14 protein-coding genes and 2 pseudogenes are annotated in these 16,463 nt (G+C 69.4%); 9 read left to right on the forward strand and 7 right to left on the reverse strand.

The features are described 5' to 3' along the window. Window position 1 precedes the first annotated feature (1 nt). Window positions 2-1,504 carry a DUF1846 domain-containing protein gene (locus BN1186_RS01450; RefSeq protein ID WP_246043199.1) on the forward strand — a complete coding sequence of 501 codons (1,503 nt, stop codon included), beginning with the start codon at window positions 2-4 and terminating at the stop codon, window positions 1,502-1,504. Here BN1186_RS01450 and BN1186_RS01455 read toward each other — a convergent pair. Genes BN1186_RS01455 through BN1186_RS01475 form a run of 5 tightly spaced genes read right to left on the reverse strand, consistent with a single transcriptional unit; the run spans window position 1,501 to window position 6,649 of the window. Next, the gene (locus tag BN1186_RS01455; protein WP_040281840.1) at window positions 1,501-2,316 is read right to left on the reverse strand and encodes a glycosyltransferase family 2 protein; all 816 of its coding nucleotides are present in this window, start codon (window positions 2,314-2,316) and stop codon (window positions 1,501-1,503) included. The genes BN1186_RS01450 and BN1186_RS01455 overlap by 4 nt on opposite strands. Continuing rightward, on the reverse strand, window positions 2,316-3,287 hold the full coding sequence (locus BN1186_RS01460) for a glycosyltransferase (RefSeq protein WP_040281842.1): 972 nt from the start codon (window positions 3,285-3,287) through the stop codon (window positions 2,316-2,318). The genes BN1186_RS01455 and BN1186_RS01460 overlap by 1 nt, the downstream gene beginning before the upstream one ends. Next, window positions 3,284-4,327 (reverse strand): glycosyltransferase family 4 protein, encoded by a 1,044-nt coding sequence (locus tag BN1186_RS01465; RefSeq protein WP_040281844.1) that lies wholly within the window; start codon window positions 4,325-4,327, stop codon window positions 3,284-3,286. Before BN1186_RS01465 ends, BN1186_RS01460 begins: the two co-directional genes overlap by 4 nt. Continuing rightward, window positions 4,324-5,364: a glycosyltransferase family protein gene (locus BN1186_RS01470; protein ID WP_040281846.1), complete on the reverse strand. Its 1,041-nt coding sequence runs from the start codon at window positions 5,362-5,364 to the stop codon at window positions 4,324-4,326. The genes BN1186_RS01465 and BN1186_RS01470 overlap by 4 nt, the downstream gene beginning before the upstream one ends. Before the next feature lie 31 nt (window positions 5,365-5,395). Then, window positions 5,396-6,649, reverse strand: coding sequence for an AGE family epimerase/isomerase (locus BN1186_RS01475; RefSeq protein ID WP_052459639.1), 1,254 nt, complete (start codon window positions 6,647-6,649; stop codon window positions 5,396-5,398). 18 nt (window positions 6,650-6,667) lie between these two features. Between BN1186_RS01475 and BN1186_RS01480 the strand changes: the two genes are divergently transcribed. From BN1186_RS01480 to rpmB, 3 genes are all read left to right on the forward strand, one after another. Beyond that, window positions 6,668-7,369 carry a TIGR03936 family radical SAM-associated protein gene (locus BN1186_RS01480; protein ID WP_040281848.1) on the forward strand — a complete coding sequence of 234 codons (702 nt, stop codon included), beginning with the start codon at window positions 6,668-6,670 and terminating at the stop codon, window positions 7,367-7,369. A gap of 219 nt (window positions 7,370-7,588) precedes the next feature. After that, window positions 7,589-10,036 carry an Rne/Rng family ribonuclease gene (locus tag BN1186_RS01485; protein WP_425471459.1) on the forward strand — a complete coding sequence of 816 codons (2,448 nt, stop codon included), beginning with the start codon at window positions 7,589-7,591 and terminating at the stop codon, window positions 10,034-10,036. 95 nt (window positions 10,037-10,131) lie between these two features. Next, complete coding sequence (gene rpmB, locus BN1186_RS01490) at window positions 10,132-10,317, forward strand: 50S ribosomal protein L28 (protein ID WP_040281850.1); 186 nt, start codon at window positions 10,132-10,134, stop codon at window positions 10,315-10,317. Between the two features lie 31 nt (window positions 10,318-10,348). On the opposite strand, the gene BN1186_RS16420 is transcribed toward rpmB, so the two are convergent. Both BN1186_RS16420 and BN1186_RS16425 read right to left on the reverse strand, forming a co-directional pair. After that, on the reverse strand, window positions 10,349-10,837 hold the full coding sequence (locus tag BN1186_RS16420; protein ID WP_425471462.1) for an MFS transporter: 489 nt from the start codon (window positions 10,835-10,837) through the stop codon (window positions 10,349-10,351). A 174-nt stretch (window positions 10,838-11,011) separates the two neighbouring features. Continuing rightward, window positions 11,012-11,557 (reverse strand): annotated as a pseudogene (locus BN1186_RS16425) (MFS transporter); the annotation flags it as partial. Between the two features lie 45 nt (window positions 11,558-11,602). On the opposite strand from BN1186_RS16425, the gene BN1186_RS01500 reads away from it, so the two are divergent. The 5 genes and pseudogenes from BN1186_RS01500 (at window position 11,603) to BN1186_RS01520 (ending at window position 16,438) form a co-directional block, all read left to right on the forward strand. Continuing rightward, complete coding sequence (locus tag BN1186_RS01500; protein WP_052459642.1) at window positions 11,603-13,813, forward strand: ATP-dependent DNA helicase RecG; 2,211 nt, start codon at window positions 11,603-11,605, stop codon at window positions 13,811-13,813. Continuing rightward, the gene (rsmD, locus tag BN1186_RS01505; RefSeq protein WP_040281854.1) at window positions 13,810-14,385 is read left to right on the forward strand and encodes a 16S rRNA (guanine(966)-N(2))-methyltransferase RsmD; all 576 of its coding nucleotides are present in this window, start codon (window positions 13,810-13,812) and stop codon (window positions 14,383-14,385) included. The genes BN1186_RS01500 and rsmD overlap by 4 nt, the downstream gene beginning before the upstream one ends. Before the next feature lie 79 nt (window positions 14,386-14,464). After that, window positions 14,465-14,941, forward strand: coding sequence for a pantetheine-phosphate adenylyltransferase (coaD, locus tag BN1186_RS01510; RefSeq protein ID WP_040281855.1), 477 nt, complete (start codon window positions 14,465-14,467; stop codon window positions 14,939-14,941). Window positions 14,942-15,037: 96 nt separating this feature from the next. Next, window positions 15,038-15,855 (forward strand): annotated as a pseudogene (locus tag BN1186_RS15885) (TRAP transporter large permease subunit). Window positions 15,856-15,898: 43 nt separating this feature from the next. Then, the gene (locus BN1186_RS01520) at window positions 15,899-16,438 is read left to right on the forward strand and encodes a YceD family protein (protein ID WP_040281857.1); all 540 of its coding nucleotides are present in this window, start codon (window positions 15,899-15,901) and stop codon (window positions 16,436-16,438) included. Window positions 16,439-16,463: the final 25 nt, after the last annotated feature.

The raw sequence follows: 16,463 nt of genomic DNA on the forward strand, positions 1-16,463 counted from the left end.
CGTGGCTGAGAGCATGCGCAAGATCGGATTCGACCGGCAGAAATACCTCGACCTCCAGTCGGAGCACATCGATCAGCGGCGCAGGCGCTTCGGCGGCAAGCTCTACCTCGAGTTCGGCGGGAAGCTCTTCGACGACCACCACGCCGCCCGCGTGCTGCCCGGGTTCACGCCGGACAACAAGATCGAGATGCTCAACACGATCGCCGACGACGTCGAGATCGTCATGGTCATCTCCTCGCACGACCTGATCCGCAACAAGGTGCGCGCCGACGTCGGCATCACCTACGAGGCGGACGTGCTGCGGCTGATCGACGAGTTCCGCTCCTACGGCCTCTACGTCGGCTCCGTGGTCATCACGCAGATGGCCGACGACCACCGACAGGCCCGCAACTTCAAACGCAAGTTGGAACGTCTCGGGTTGAAGGTCTACCGGCACTACCCGATCAAAGGCTACCCCAACGACATCCCGCTGATCGTCAGTGAGAACGGCTACGGCCGCAACGAGTACATCGAGACGAGCCGCGACGTCGTCGTCGTGACGGCTCCGGGGCCGGGCAGCGGGAAGATGGCCACCTGCCTGTCGCAGCTGTATCACGACCACAAGCGCGGCATCGCCTCTGGCTACGCCAAGTACGAGACGTTCCCCATCTGGAACCTGCCGCTGGACCACCCGGTCAACATGGCCTACGAATCCGCCACGGCGGATCTCGACGACGTCAACATGATCGACCCGTTCCACCTGGCGGCCTACGGCGAGCAGGTGGTCAACTACAACCGCGACGTCGAATCGTTCCCAGTGCTCAAGCTGCTGTTCGAGCAGCTGATGGGGGCCAGCCCCTACCAGTCGCCCACGGACATGGGCGTCAACATGGCGGGGGTGTGCATCTCCGACGACGAGGTGTGCCGCGAGGCGTCCCGCCAGGAGGTGCTGCGGCGCTACTTCAAGGCACTCGTCGCCGAGCGTCGTGACGAACTGGACTCCCACCAGTCGGACCGCATCGCCCTGATCATGTCGACGCTGGGGATCACGCGCGAGGACCGGCCCGTCGTCGCTCCCGCCCTCGAGTTGGAGAAGCGCACCAAGGGGCCGGCCGCCGCCATGCAGTTGCCCGACGGGCGGATCGTGACCGGTAAGACCTCCGCGCTGCTGGGCGCCAGCTCCGCGATGCTGCTCAACGCGCTCAAGGCCCTCGCCGGCATCCCCGACGACGTGCGGCTCCTGGACCCCGAGACCATCGAACCCATCCAGACGCTCAAGACTCGCCACCTCGGCAGCGCCAACCCCCGCCTGCACACCGACGAGGTGCTCATCGCCGTGTCCGTGGGTGCCCGCTACGACGAGCACTGCCGCAGGGCACTGGCCGAGTTGCAGCAGTTGCGGGGCTGCGACGTGCACACCACGGTGATCCTCGGCTCCGTCGACGAGGCGATCTTCCGCAACCTCGGCGTCAACGTCACCTGCGAGCCGGTCTACCAGTCCAAGAAGCTCTACAAGAAGCGTTAGACCACGGCCCAGCCGTCGGTGGTGCGGCGGACGTGCCCGGATTCGGCCATTGCCTCCAGCCAGCCCTCCATGGGGTAGTCGCCCCACAGGGAGTGGAACAGGTTCGCGTTGCGCACGATCGACGCGGCGTGCCCGATGGGCGGGCTGCTGCTGGGATGCCACTGGTGGAACGCGCCGGCGCCGCGTGCCCACCACAGGTGCCCGCCGGCCGCGCGGAGCCGACGCCCGAAGTCCGTGTCCTCGCCGCCGTAACCCACGTACCGCTCGTCGAAGCCGCCGATGCGGTGCCAGTCCGTGACAGTGGTGGCGATGTTGAGCGACCACAGCAGGTTCACGTCGGCGGCCAGGAGGTCGTCGCCGTCCGGCACGACGCGCAGCGGATGGTCTCGTCCCACCTCGGCCAATCGGCGTGGAGTGTGCTCGGCCTCGGTGAGCCCCTCGGGCAGGTAGCGGACGCGTCCCGCGACGACGGATGGGCCGGTCACCTTCGCCGCAACCTTCAGCAGGGCCGCATAGTCGGCGACGAAGGATGCTTCGGGGAGGCAGTCGACGTCCAGGAGCGCCACCGCGGTACACCCTGCTTCCTCGGCCGCCCCGACGCCGCGGTTACGCGCAGCGGCCAACGGCAACTCGTCCTGCGGCGGCAGCTCCAGGAGGCGCTCACGCTCAGGGACCAGGTCCTTGATGCCTGCGTCACCCATCGAGACGACGACGTGGACGAGTGGGGCCGGATCGAGGGCGGCCACCCAGCGCAGTTGCCTGGCCAGATGCGTGTGCCTGCCGTGCACGATCGTCACGATGCCCAGTTCCATCAGTGCGCCTCCTGAACGAGGTGGTCGATCGCGGCGGCCGCCCGGGCGGCGCCGTCGCGGAAGGTCCAGCGTTCCCACGCTGTGGATGTGGCGGCGTGGGCCAGCAGCCCTGGCCAGTCCCCGGCGGCCGGCCAATCGTCCAGGGCGACGCAGCACCGGAGCGCGCGCAGCGCCGCGACGGTGGCCTGCTGCTCGTCGAAAGGGCGCCGCTGGGCGATCACGACGGCGGGGCGTCCCGCTGCGGCAACCTCGGCCACCGCGTTCTGCCCGCCGTGGGTGACCACCACGTCGGCCCAGGCGAGATCCGCCCAGACGTCGGGGGAGGGTGCCCCCTCCGGCGTGCGGAGTCGCCACTCCCATCCCGGGGTCGCCTCCACCGCAGCGCGGAGATCCTCCCGCGTCGCCTCGGTGCCGCCGGCACCCCACAGCACCAGCACGCGCCGGCCCGTCGGCGCCTGCTGCGCGGGCCTGTCGTCGAAGCGGGAGATGGCCCCCACGTGGCGGGTCTTCCGGAGCCAGCGTTGCGGCCAGGTGGGCTCCGGGGCGGACTCCGGCCAGGGTGCGATCAGGATGGAGGCGGCGTCGTAGGCGGCCTCGTGCGGGCGGTCCCGGCGGTTGCCCCGCATGGCCAGCACGGCGGTACGCACCCCGAACAGCCGCGCCAGGAGGGTCACCTCCGCGGAGACGTCGACCACCATCGTCGAGAGGCTGCCGCGGAGGTGCTCGGCGATCAGGCCGAGCCGCTCGCGGTGGCCCTGGTGGCCGAGCGGAGCCCAGTGGAACACCCCGCCCGCGGTGGGGTCGACGGGTGCCGGCGTGACGTCCGGCGGGAGCTCCACCCACTCGCCCGGCCACCCGTCGGGCCGGGGCATGGAGCCGAAGCCCACCACCGGACGGCTCAACCGCCGGGCGATCTGCACGCCGCGGGTCGCGTGCCCGCGCCCGTGGTGGTGGACGTACCAGCCGATCACAGGAGGCTCCGGTACAGCTCGATGTAGCGGCCGATCATCGCGTCCAGGGCGCAGTTGTCCCGGGCGTGGCGGCGCACCGCGGCCCGGTCGAGCCTGGTCACGCGCTGGAGAGCGACCACCGCCTCATCCAGTGAGGCGTCGGGAGGGATGCACTCGCCACCCGGCGGGCGCACGAACTCGGTCAGTCCGCCACGCGCGAAGCTCAGCACGGGCGTGCCGCAGGACATGGCCTCAGCCGCCACCAGGCCGTAAGGCTCATCCCACTCGGGCGTGACCAGGCAGGCGGCGCTCCTGCCGACCAGCTCAGGAAGAGCGTCCGGCCCCAGGTGGCCCTCGTAGCGGATGTCGTTGCCCAACAACGGTTTCATGGTGCCGCGGAAGTAGGCCGTATCCACCAGGGGGCCGGCGATGTGGAGAGGCAGCCCTGCGCGCCGCGCGATGAGAGCCGCCCGGTGCGGGGCCTTCTCCGGGACGATGCGTCCGTACCAGACCAGGGCGTCCCCGCCGGGGCCGGCGGGCCAGGACGACAGGTCGATGCCGTTGGGGATCACCTCGGACGGGGTGATGGAACGCCACCTGCGCGCCACCCATTGGCTCACCGCGACGGTACGCGCCCCGGGGTTGAGGCGCAGCGCCGGCTCGATCCACGGATGGGGCGGGGTGTGCAGGGTGGTCACGACAGGTTGCGGGATGGTGCCGTCGAGGACGATGGGCAGATAGTGCAGTGAGTTGTTGTGCACGATGTCCACATCGCTGCGCGCCGCGATGGACCGCAAGGCGTTGGCATAGGCCATCGTGGTGGTCACCTGGGACATGGGAGGCATGGCCACGTCCGCGCGGGCGGCGTCGCTCAACTCGAACTGCATCACCGGCAGTTCCTCTGCCTCCAGCGCAGGGTCGCTCCCCGGGCCGGCGAACAGCACCACCTCGACGCCCCGGTCCCTCAGGCCGCGGACCAAGTGCCAGGTGAAGGACTCCAACCCGCCCGCGAACGGGGGTGCGATGGGGTAGCGGTCGTGGGCGAGGATGGCGACCTTCACCGCCGTGCTCCGGCGAGGGCCCGCCGGTAGATGTGGGCGTGGGTGGCGGCGAGGTACTGGCGCTCGGCCGCCCGCTCGTCAGGATCGGCCCGCCATGGAGCGGCCTCGGGGAGGGCGTCCAGCGCGGCGATGATGCCGGCCTCGTCGGGACCCTGCTCGCCCACGTCGTAGCCGAAGACCCCGTCGTGCTGATGGTGGTAGTACCCCAGATGTGGAGCCAGCACGTGGGTGCCCACGTCGAAGCAGGCCTCAAGCCAACCCGAGTGCGTCCCGAATCGGTAGGGCAGCACGGAGAGGTCCAGGCTGAAGAAGTAGTCCCACAGTTCGGCATCGGTGTAGTAGTCGTGCACATGAACGCGCACGCCAGCCACGGCGTCGAGTTGGGCCACCCGCGCCGCCACCCGGGCATCGTGGTGATAGGCGCCCGGCGTCAGCACGTCGGTGTGCACGTCGACGACCAGTTCCAGCCCGCGCGCAGGCACCTCCCGCTCCAGGATGTCGAGGATGGGCAGCGGGTCGATGGAGGCGCGCAGGCTCTTGAGGTGTACGCCGACGCGGAGCCGGTCCCGCTCCCGGCGTGGTCGGTGCAGCGTGTCCGGGTCGACCACGTGGGGGTGGGGGAGCACGACGGCGTCGCGGCCCCAGCGCGACCGGATCTCCCTCGCGGCGCCGTCGGTCAGCGTGATGAGTTCGGTAGCGGCCGGGATGAGGACGTCGAGGGCCTCATCGTGCGCCCGCCGGTCGAGGTGGTGGGGATTGCGTAGGTCGTGGACGGTGTAGACCAGCGGCTTCCCGTGGTGGCGCAGGGCGTCGACGACGGCGGTGAGATCCTGCGTGGACAGTGCATCGAAGCCGAAGTGCACGTGGAAGACATCGAAGCCGTCTGCGTGCTCATCGATCCACCCCGGCGACAGCAGCGCCGAGGGCCACGCCTTCCCGCCGGGGTCCGGGAGACGGACCACGCCGTGGTCGATGCACGGGTCAGAGAGGTGCCTGACGTACACGTGCCCCTCGGGCACAGACGCGATCCTGATCAAGCGACGTTCCTTCCACACGGCCCCAACCCTGCTATTTGACACTGCCAGGGTCGACTCTGCTACCCCCTTGGGGGTTACCCGCCAGCCTTCCCTGGGCCACTGCCGTCGCCATGGACGGCGCGAGCGGCAGGCGGGGGATCAGCGTCGCCTGGACGGCGTGGTAGAGGTCCGGCTTGCCCGGCCACACCGAGGTCGCCACAGCCAGAGAGGCGTCGAGTTGGTGGTGCCAGGAGCCGCGGTCTGCGTCGATGAAGTGCTCCGCGATGTGATCCCACCAGCGTGCGTAATCCGCCGCGTAGCGATCCTCACCGGTGCGGTGGTGGAGGGCGGCGGCGGTGCCCACCGCCTCAGCGGCCACCCAGTGCATGCGGTCGTTGGTCACAGGGGTGCCGTCCCAGCCTGTGGTGTAGACGAAGCCGTCCGCGCCGTCGCGGGCCCAGCCGTCGGCGACCGCCCGGCCGTAGAGCGCGCGTGCCGCCTCGAGCCAGCCGCCGCCGGTATCGCTGAGAGCTGCCTCGAGGTGCAGCCAGAGCCTGGCCCATTCGAGGCCGTGCCCCACGGTGGCGCCGTAGGGGCGGAACGGGTCGTCCGGCCGGTACGCGTTGTACTCCAGTTGTGGCTGCCACTGCTCGTCGTAATGCTCCGGGAGTCGCCAGTCGTGCGCCTCGGCCTGTGCCCGGGCGAACCGGGCGATCCTCGCGGCGCGGTCCAGCCAGACCGGCTCCCCGGTGACATCCGCGGCAGCGAGCATGGCCTCGACGGTGTGCATGTTGGCGTTGATGCCGCGGTACGGGTCAGTGGCGGACCAGTCGGCCTCAGCGGCATCTGCCATCAGGCCGTGCTCCTCGCTCCAGAAGCGGTCGGTCAGCACCGACAGCGCGTCGTCGAGCAGGTCGCGACCACCGGGCAGCCCCGCGACCGTGGCGGAGGCACCCGCCAGTACGACGAAGGCGTGATCGTAGGTCTGCTTCATGCCGTCGCCGGCCGCGGTGTGGAACCAGCCGCCATGCTCGTCGTCGTGCAGCGCTCCGGTCAGCCCGCTCATCGCGCGCTCGGCCAGGGTGCGTGACCCGGGGATGCCGAGGAGATGCCCCAGCGAGTAGACATGCACCATCCGGCAGGTGATCCACGTCTCCGCGGGCTGCTCGGGGTAGGGGACGCCGTCGGCATCCAGGTAGCCCGCGCCCACCCCGTCGAGGGGGCTCGCGGTGCCGAAGGAGAGCAGGCGCTCGGTCTCGCGCTGCAGCCAGGCCAAGTGGGTGGGAGTGATCAGCCAATGGGTCATGCGCAATACACTACGCGCATGAGTTCTCGCCAGCCTCCCGTGCAGCAGCCACCGCCGGAGCAGAAACTGCGCCTGCGTTACGCCAAGCGCGGGCCAGCCCGCTTCACGTCGCACCGCGACTTCGGGCGCGCGCTGGAGCGGGCGCTGCGCCGCGCCGAGATCCCCATGGCCTACTCCTCGGGCTTCAACCCGCACCCGCGCATCTCGTATGCCAGCCCGTCGCCCACGTCGGCCTCCTCTGAGGCGGAGTACGTGGAGCTCGGGCTCAGCCAGGTGTGCGATCCGGCCAAGGTGGTGGCCGCGCTCAACGAGGTGCTGCCTGTGGGCTTCGAGATGCTCGACGCGGCGGATGCGGTCAAGGCGTCGTTGGGTGAGCTGTTGCAGGCCTCGGATTGGGAGGTGCGCCTCGCCGGGCTGGAGCCCGGGGTGCTGGCCGCCGCGGTCGCCGAGTTGATGGGCCGCGACGAGGTCACCGTTGAGCGCATGACCAAGCGCGGGCTGCGCAGCTTCGACGTGCGCGCCGCGATCGTCAGCCTCGAGGCGACCGACGACGCGACCTTGCGCCTGCGTTCCATGATCGAGACGCCGTTGGTGCGGCCGGACGACGTGGTGGCCGCGCTGCGCACCATCGACGAGCGGGTGCCCGCCGAGATGCTGCTCAACAGGCTCTCGCAGGGGCCTCTGGCGGACGGGGAGATCGGCGATCCGCTGCGTCCATGACGGGGTGGCGGATGCGGTTTCTTGCTGACCTGTGGAACAATAGCCGTGGGTCATGGCGCCGCCGGTGCCACCCTGATGCGGTGAGGCTGCACCGCGGCACCACTGCCGCGACTGCTCGCTGAGTCAGAGGACCACAGTCTTACGGCACAGCACGCTGTGCCCGGTCCGCGCTTCGTGCGCGTAAGGAGCCGAATGCTTCCCTCAGAGAACAATGAACAGGTGAACACCCCCCGCAAGACCGCGGCGCAGAAGGCCGCCGAGGCTGAGGCCGCCGCCACCGAGGCGGCGAAGACTGAGGCCCCCGCTGAGCCCTCCGTCGAGACGACCCCCGCGGAGCCCGTCGCCGAGGAGGCTCCGAAGACCACGCGCCGCCGTCGCGTCGCCACCCGCAAGACCGCGGCCCCTGAACCCGTCGCTGCTGCCGAACCAGAGCCGCAGACCGGTGCGCAGGCGGCCGCCGAAGAGCCGCAGGGCAAGGGCGAGCCCGCTGCTGCCGAAGCTGGCGAGCCCGCTGAGGAAGCCGCCCCCGACGCCAAGGCCTCAGCGCCCGAACCGCGTGGCCGCCGCCGTCGCGCCGCATCCCGCCCGGCCGCCCCGCGGGAGCCGGTCAAGGCCAGCACGGCCGCTGATCCCGATGAGGACCCCATCGGTGCCGCGCTGCGCGCCGCCGAGGAACTCGCCGAGGCCCGCCGCTCCGTGCTGAGCGACCCCTTCATCACCGCTGAGGCCCGCGAGGCACAGCTTGCCGCGCTGGCCGGCGCGATCGCCGCAGACGATGCCGAGGCGAAGGCGGCCGAGGAACCTGATGAGGACGCCGAAGAGGCCGAAGGTACCGAGCAGGCCGCCGAGGACCAAGCCGAACAGGATGACGATGACGATTCGGATGACTCGGACGACGATTCCGACGATTCCGACGATTCTGATGATGATTCCGCCGAGGACGAGCGGCCCACGCGTCGCCGTCGTCGCCGCGGTGGCCGTCGTCGCCGCAGGGGAGGCAACCGCGACTCCGACAAGGATGACTCCTCGGACGATTCTGACGACGATGACTCCTCAGATTCGGACGACGACCCTGACGACACCGACAACGGCGACCACGCGGACGACTCGGATGCCGAGGGCGGCACCGTGCGTCGTCGCCGCCGCAGCCGTCGCCGCCGCGCTGGGGACACCTCCGGTGACGGCAGCAGCCACGACGACGAGGTGACCGGCATCGAGGGCTCCACCCGCATGGAGGCCAAGCGCCAGCGCCGCAAGGAGTCCCGCGCCGCGGGTCGCCGCCGCGCGCCCATCCTCAGCGAGGCCGAATTCCTGGCCCGCCGCGAGTCGGTGGACCGCAAGCTCGTGATCCGCCAGTCCGAGGACTACACGCAGCTCGCGGTCGTCGAGGACGACATCCTCGTGGAGCATTACGTCGACAAGGCCTCCGCCGCGTCGCTGATCGGCAACATCTACCTGGGCAAGGTGCAAAACGTCCTGCCGAGCATGGAGGCCGCGTTCATCGATATCGGCCGCGGCCGCAACGCAGTGCTCTACGCCGGCGAGGTGGACTGGGACTCCTTCGACGTCTCCGGTGAGAACCGCAAGGTGGAAAACGTCCTCAAGTCCGGCCAGTCCGTGCTGGTGCAGGTCACCAAGGACCCGGTTGGCGCGAAGGGCGCCCGCCTCACCAGCCACATCTCGCTGCCCGGCCGCTACATCGTGTACTCCCCGGGCGGCCACCTCTCCGGCATCTCCCGCAAGCTGCCCGACACCGAGCGCAGCCGCCTGCGCGGCATCCTCGGTGGGCTGATCTCCGACGACGAATCGGTCATCGTGCGCACCGCGGCCGAGGGCATCCCGGAGGAGGAGCTGGTCCGCGATGTGAACCGGCTCAAGGCCCAGTGGGAGGTCATCGAGAAGAAGTCCAAGAAGGGCGGCTCCCCGCAGGCGCTCTACTCTGAGCCCGACCTGACGCTGCGCATCGTCCGGGACCTCTTCACCGAGGACTTCGCCAAGCTCGTCGTGCAGGGCGACGGCGGCCCCGAGGACTCCCACGACGCCATCGCCGCCTACGTCTCGCACGTGGCGCCGCACCTGGCTGAGCGCCTCGAGCGCTACGAGGTGGGCGAAGACGGCAAGGACGTGTTCGCGAAGTTCAAGATCGATCAGCAGATCGCCAAGGCGCTCGACCGCAAGGTGTTCCTGCCCTCGGGCGGCTCGCTCGTGATCGACCGCACGGAGGCGATGACGGTCATCGACGTTAACACCGGCCGGTTCACCGGCGCGGGCGGCAACCTGGAGGCCACCGTCACCAGCAACAACCTGGAGGCGGCGGAAGAGGTGGTGCGCCAGCTGCGGCTGCGCGACATCGGCGGCATGATCGTGGTGGACTTCATCGACATGGTGCTGCCCAGCAACCGTGACCTGCTTCTGCGCCGCCTCGTCGAATGCCTCAGCCGCGACCGGACGCGCCACCAGGTCTCCGAGGTCACCAGCCTCGGCCTGGTGCAGCTGACGCGCAAGCGCATCGGCACCGGCCTGCAGGAGGCGTTCACGGAGGAGTGCGAGCACTGCCACGGCGCCGGCTACCACCGCTTCGACGAGCCCGTCGAGTCTCAGGCCCCGTCCGACGGCGGCGAGCGGAAGCACGGCAACGGCCGTCGCCGCGGCGGCAAGAACCGATGATCCACCGCCCGTTTGGTCATTCCGGCCAGCACGGGTTAACATTGTGCGGTTGCCTTTTTGAAGGCACCCCCTCACGAACCAACAAGGAGATTCCAGTGGCTGCCAAGTGTGAAGTTTGCGCCAAGGGACCCGGCTTCGGTCACAACAAGCCCTGGTCGAAGAAGAAGACCAACCGTCGCTGGAACCCCAACATTCAGCGTGTCCGCGCCACCATCAACGGTGCCGCGATGCGCGTCAACGTGTGCACCTCCTGCCTGAAGGCGGGCAAGGTCTCGCGCTGATCTGAGACAATCAATCGCACCGGCGGTCCGCTCAGGCGGGCCGCCGGTGTCGCTTTCCCGGGAGCCCGATGAGGCGCGCGAACGCGGTCATCCACAGCGCGCCGCCTCCGGCGATCCCGCCCACGGCGAGCATCGCCGCCGGCAGTGATGCCGCCACCAGAAGGGCGGAGATCAGGAGAGGTCCACCCAGGATGCCCACCTGGCTGAACAGCGCCCAGATGCTGAGGAACTTCGCCCGTCCCCTGACCGGCGACAAGTCTGCACCGATCGTCATGTTGATGCCTGCGCCCAAGCCGTTGCCGACGCTCATCACCACCACGGCGACGACGAAGCCCGTCGACTCCGGCCACAGGGGCGCCAACGCGAAGCCGGCCCCGTAGACGACCAGGCAGGCCACCAGGGTGAAGGCGCGGCCCAGCACGTCCTTGAGATAGCCGCCGGGCAGCATGAGCAGCATCTCGATGCCGGCGCCCATCGCCACGATGAAGGAGATCTGCGCCTCGCTCCAGCCCAGGTGCAAGCCCCACAGCGCGATGAGAACGGGGAACGCGGCCCGGGCGACGGCCAGCGTCGAGATCGCGATCCCCGCGAGCGTGACCGCACCCCAGCGGACGCCCTGCGCCAGTTCCTCGTCGGTGTGTGAGGTCCTGTTGCGGAGGGTCTGCGCGTCGAACGCGCTGTTGAGCCGCTTGACGAACAGGAGGCCGGTGGCGGTGACGGCGGTGACGATGGCGAACAGGCAGACCGACCAGAGGGGGAACCACAGCAGCAGCACCGCGCCGCACAGGGGGCCCACGAGGTTCCCGGCGCGCTGCGTGCCGCCCAGCGCCGTCATCGCCTGCCCCCGTTGCGGCCCTGGAACCGTCTCGGCCACGACGGCCTGGCGGGCGAGCCCCCACGCCACCATGGGCGCGACCCGCGCCATGTAGGCGCCGAGGAAGACCCCCAGTGACCACGGAGCGGGGTTGGCCAGGGCGAGCACGTTGAGTCCGAGCAGCAGCGCCGAGGACGCCGTCGCGAGGGCCATGGCGCGCTTGTCGCCGACCCGGTCGATGAACGCTCCGACCGGCACCGTCGCCACCAGCGCCACCGCCCCGATGGCGGCCATGCTGGCGCTGGCGAAGGCTTCCGAGGCCCCCAACTGCAGCAGGGCCAGTACCGTGACGGGCAGCATCGCGCCGCCGCCTACCGCGAACAGGAACGACGGCACGAGCACGGGCCACAGGATCAGTCGATACATAACAGGGCGATCGTAGTGTCAGCCGTGGTCGGTAGGGTGGCGGGCATGTGGCGAACCACCATCTACCGCGAACTGCACCGGCGCCTGGCGGACGTTGTGGGCGGGCCCACTGCCAGGGAGTTCGCCAAACTCGACATCCACACCGTCGACGACCTGCTGCGGCACGTGCCACGCCGGTACCTGGCAGGCTCGGAGATGTCGGATTTCTCGGGCCTCCGGGTGGGGGAGGACGCGGCGCTCGTCGCCCGGGTGCTGAGCGCCAGCACCTACGAGACGAACGGCCAGTTCCGGGTCAACGCCACCATCACCGACGGCCACACCAGGGTGGACGTCACGTTCTTCGCGCCCCGCGTCAAGGACGGGCCCTCGCGCAAGAGGGCTGAAGGCATGACGAGTTGGTGGGAGAAGGAACTGCTCTCAGGGGACAGGCGCGGCATCTTCATCGGCAAGGTGGGAGCGTACCGAGACCAGTTGCAGTTGACGCACCCCGAGTTCGTCATGCTGGATGGGGCCGCGATCAGGAACCCCAAGACGCAGAAGCAGCAGAACAGGGCCGCGATGAGCCGGGCGGTGCAGCGCGCCAGCATGGTGGGCCTCTACCCGGCGCACGCGAAGCTGCCCACCTGGGTCATCGCCGAGGCGATCCAGATGGCGCTGCCCGGCGTCGGGGGAGACACCCTGCCGCCCTGGGTGGTGGAGGAGGCGGGCGTGCTGCCGTTCCAGGAGGCGCTCACCGCCGTGCACGAGCCCACGGACCGGCGGCAGGCCGAGGTGGGCAAGGCGCGGCTCAAGTTCGACGAGGCCTTCGGCATCCAGTTGGCCATGGCCCATCGTCGCGCGCAGTACGCGACCGAGCCCGCCACCCCGCGCCCGCGCCGCGTGGGTGGGCTGCTCGACGCGTTCGACGAGCGGCTGCCGTTCACCCTCACCAAGGGGCAGATCGCGGTCGGGGAGCAGATCTTCGACGAACTGGCGCGCTCGGCGCCCATGAACCGGTTGCTGCAGGGCGAAGTGGGATCCGGCAAGACCCTCGTGGCGCTGCGGGCGATGCTCGCCGTCGTCGACGCAAGCGGCCAAGCGGTGCTGCTGGCGCCCACGGAGGTGTTGGCCAAGCAGCATTTCCAGACCATCACCCGGTTCATGGGGGATCTCGGGGAGGGGCGATCGCTCGGCGCGCACCCTGACGCCACCGGCGTGGTGCTCCTGACCGGCTCGCGCTCATCGGCCGCCAAGCGGGAGGCGCTCAACAGCATCGTGACGGGCGAGGCCGGCATCGTCGTGGGCACGCACGCGCTGCTGTCTGATCCGGTGGAGTTCTTCGACCTGGGGCTGGTGGTGATCGACGAACAGCAGCGCTTCGGTGTGGAGCAGCGCGCCGCGCTCACGGCCAAGGCCCAGCACAAGCCCCACACCCTGGTCATGACCGCCACTCCCATCCCGCGCTCCATCGCCATGACGGTCTTCGGTGACCTGGAGACCAGCGAACTGCACGAGCGGCCGGCCGGCCGGGCGGAGGTGCAGACCGTCTTCGTGGACACCCATCGCAACCCCACGTGGGTAACCCGTGCGTGGGAGCGGATCCGGGAGGAGGTCTCGGCGGGGCGCCAGGCCTTCGTCGTGTGTCCCGCCATCACCGCCAAAGAGGGGGAGGGGCTCACCGCCGTCGAGGAGCTGGCACCACTGTTGGCCGAAGGTCCCCTGGAGGGGCTGCGCATCGGTGTGGTGCACGGCAAGCAGCACGTGCAGGACCGCGACGAGGCCATGGCGGCGTTCGCCGCGGGTGAACTCGACGTGCTGGTGGCCACCACCGTCATCGAGGTGGGTGTGGATGTGCCCAACGCCACCGTCATGGTGGTCATGGACGCGGACCGCTACGGGCTGTCGCAGTTGCATCAGCTCCGCGGGCGGATCGGTCGCGGCGGGCACGCGGGCCTGTGCCTGCTGTTGGCCGCGGTGGGTGAGAATCTGGATGCCCACACCCGGCTCAGCGCGTTGGCCGCCACCACCGACGGCTTCGAACTGGCAGAGCTGGACCTCCGGCTGCGCCGCGAGGGCGACGTGCTGGGCGCCGCCCAGTCAGGCGCCGGCTCCCTGAAGCTGCTGCGGGCGCTGGACGACGCGGAGATGATCCGGCAGGCGAAGGGGCTGGCCGAGCGGGTGCTGAAAGATCCGCGGGCCGAGACGGATCCGCTGCTGGCAGATCTCATGGCGAAGGCCGAAGAGGTCGCCGCAGCCGAGTGGATGGAGAAGACGTGAGCCGCATCATCGCAGGCAAGGCCAAGGGGCGCCGGCTGGAGACGCCGAAGGGCGCCAACACCCGCCCCACCACGGACCGCACGCGCGAGGCGCTGTTCTCCGCGCTGGTCAACTGGTTCGACACAGCAGATCGTGACGCCGCGGAGCACCTGGACGGCTTTTCGGTGCTGGACCTGTTCGCCGGCTCCGGTGCGGTGGGGCTGGAGGCGGCCAACCGCGGCGCGTACCCCGTCGTGCTCGTGGAGTCGGACCGGGCCACCGCGGCGCTCGTCCAGGCCAACGCGCGCCACATCGGCGTCCGGGCGGAGGTCCGTGCCGCCAAGGCCCAGACCTTCGTGGAGGAGACCGCCCACTCCTTCGACCTGGTCTTCATGGACCCGCCCTATGGCGTCACGACCGATGACGTGGAGCGGCTGCTGGCTGCCGTCGCGGATGGCGTCGTCGCTGAGCGCGGCCTGGTGGTCGTGGAGCGCCCCAGACGGGACCGTGAGCCGGTGTTCCCCGAGCGCTTCACCGACACCTGGGACAAGCGTTACGGCGAGACCGTGCTCTACTACGGCTCCGTCGACTGACGCTACGTCCCCTGATCCTGCCCCTGCGAGCTCGCGAGCCACGCAGGGCTAAGGGCCCCGGTGCACTACGCTCAGCCGAATGAAGGTTCTGTGCCCCGGCTCGTTCGACCCCATCACCGTCGGGCACCTCGACATCATCGAGCGCGCCCATGCGCTGTTCGGTGAGGTGGTGGTGGCCATCGGCAACAACTCCACCAAGAACTACCTGTTCACCTTCGATGAGCGGGTCGCGCTGGTCCGCGGCGCCACGGAGGGCCTCGAAGGCGTGACAGTCGAGGGGATGGACGGCCTGCTGGTGGACTTCTGCCGCGAGCGCGGCATCGGCGCCGTGATCAAGGGCATCCGGTTCGGTGCCGATGTCGACTTCGAGCTCCAGCAGGCCCACATGAACCGGGACCTGGGTGGGATCGACACCGTCCTGCTGCCGGCCGCGAAGGATCACGTTACGTTGTCGTCGACGATCATCCGGCAGGTACACAGCCTGGGCGGCGACGTCTCGGCCTATGTGCCCGCCAACGTGGCGGGCGCACTAGCCGAGAGACGCCGCGCTGGTTGAGCCCCTTACGTCGGGTCCACCGCCCGGTCCCACAGTCGAAGCGCTGCGCAGCTTCACACTTTGGCAATCCCATTCTTCGTGTTGGCCGGGGTGTTGATGAACTCCGGCGGCATCGCAGGCAGACTCATCGACGCGGCCAAGGTGCTCACCGGCCGCATGCCCAACTCCCTGGCCCACACCAACGTGCTGGCCAACGCCCTCTTCGGAGCTGTCTCGGGTGCCGCCGTCAACGTGGCCTCAGCCCCGGCCGGCATGCTGATCCCCCCGTCGAACACGTTCATCGTCTACTCGCTGGTCTCCAGCACCTCCGTGGCGGCGTTGTTCGTGGCAGGCGTGGGTCCCGGGCTCATCTGGGTGATCGCCTGCATGATCGTGGTGGCCATCCTCGGCCGCACGTACGGCGGAGGCAGGGGAGGGGAACGCCCAGGCCTGAAGCTGACGCTGCTGACGCTGTGGCGGGCCGTCCCGTCGCTGCTGATGATCGTCATCGTCGTGGGCGGCATCCTCGCCGGCTACTTCACCGCCACCGAGTCCTCGGCCGTGGCCGTGGTCTACTGCCTCATCCTGGGCTTCGCCTACAAGCAACTCAGGTCAAGGACCTGCCGGCCCTCCTGATGGACGCCGCGCGCACCACCGCCATCGTGATGCTGCTGGAGGCCGTGTCCACCGTGCTCTCGTTCGTCATGTCACTGGGCCACATCCCCGAGGCGGTGTCCTCGGCGCTGCTCGGCCTCAGCGACAACCCCAGCGTGATCCTCATCATCATGATGGTGATCCTCCTTGCGGTGGGCACCTTCATGGACCCGACGTTCCTGGTGGTGTTCCGCAGATCTCGCTGTGGCTGCCCACCGTCATGGGCCTCACCTGATTTGGTGGGAACCCTGGGATTCGGTAGAGTTGGCAGTCGGTCATGACGAGATCGTGATCGGTTTGTGAAGGGAGTCTGACGTGTCACCCATGCAGCACCACCCCGATCGTCGCTCGCCCCTCGTCCTCGAGGTGCACGAGCTCGGCCGCGGCGCTGGTTCGGCAAAGGAGATGGTCACGACGGTTCCCGCACCAGCCGATCTCGGTATCGAAGTGATCGGGGTGCCACAAGGTTCCGACGTCGAGCTTGATCTCAGGCTCGAAGCCGTCGTCGAGGGCGTCCTGGTGACGGGTACGGCAACCGTGGAACTCCACGGCCAATGCGCCCGCTGCCTGGACGACATCGAGGACGAGGACACCTTCGATCTGCAGGAACTCTTCTTCTATCCCGGCCGTGAGGTCGACGAGGAGGAGAGCGTCGTGGTCGATGAAACGATCGACCTGGACGAGACCCTGCGCGACGCGGTGGTGCTCGAGTTGCCGTTCACGCCACTGTGCAGCGACGATTGTCTGGGGCTCTGCCCCGATTGCGGCTTCAACCGCAACGACGATCCCGCCCACAGCCACGGGGAGAAGATCGATCCCCGCTGGGAGAGTCTCTCTGGACTTGTCGGCGAGACCAACAACTGACTTTTGCAATACAACTAGGAGAAGA

The organism is Tessaracoccus massiliensis (assembly GCF_000826065.2).
In the GTDB taxonomy this organism is placed as follows: domain Bacteria; phylum Actinomycetota; class Actinomycetes; order Propionibacteriales; family Propionibacteriaceae; genus Arachnia; species Arachnia massiliensis_A.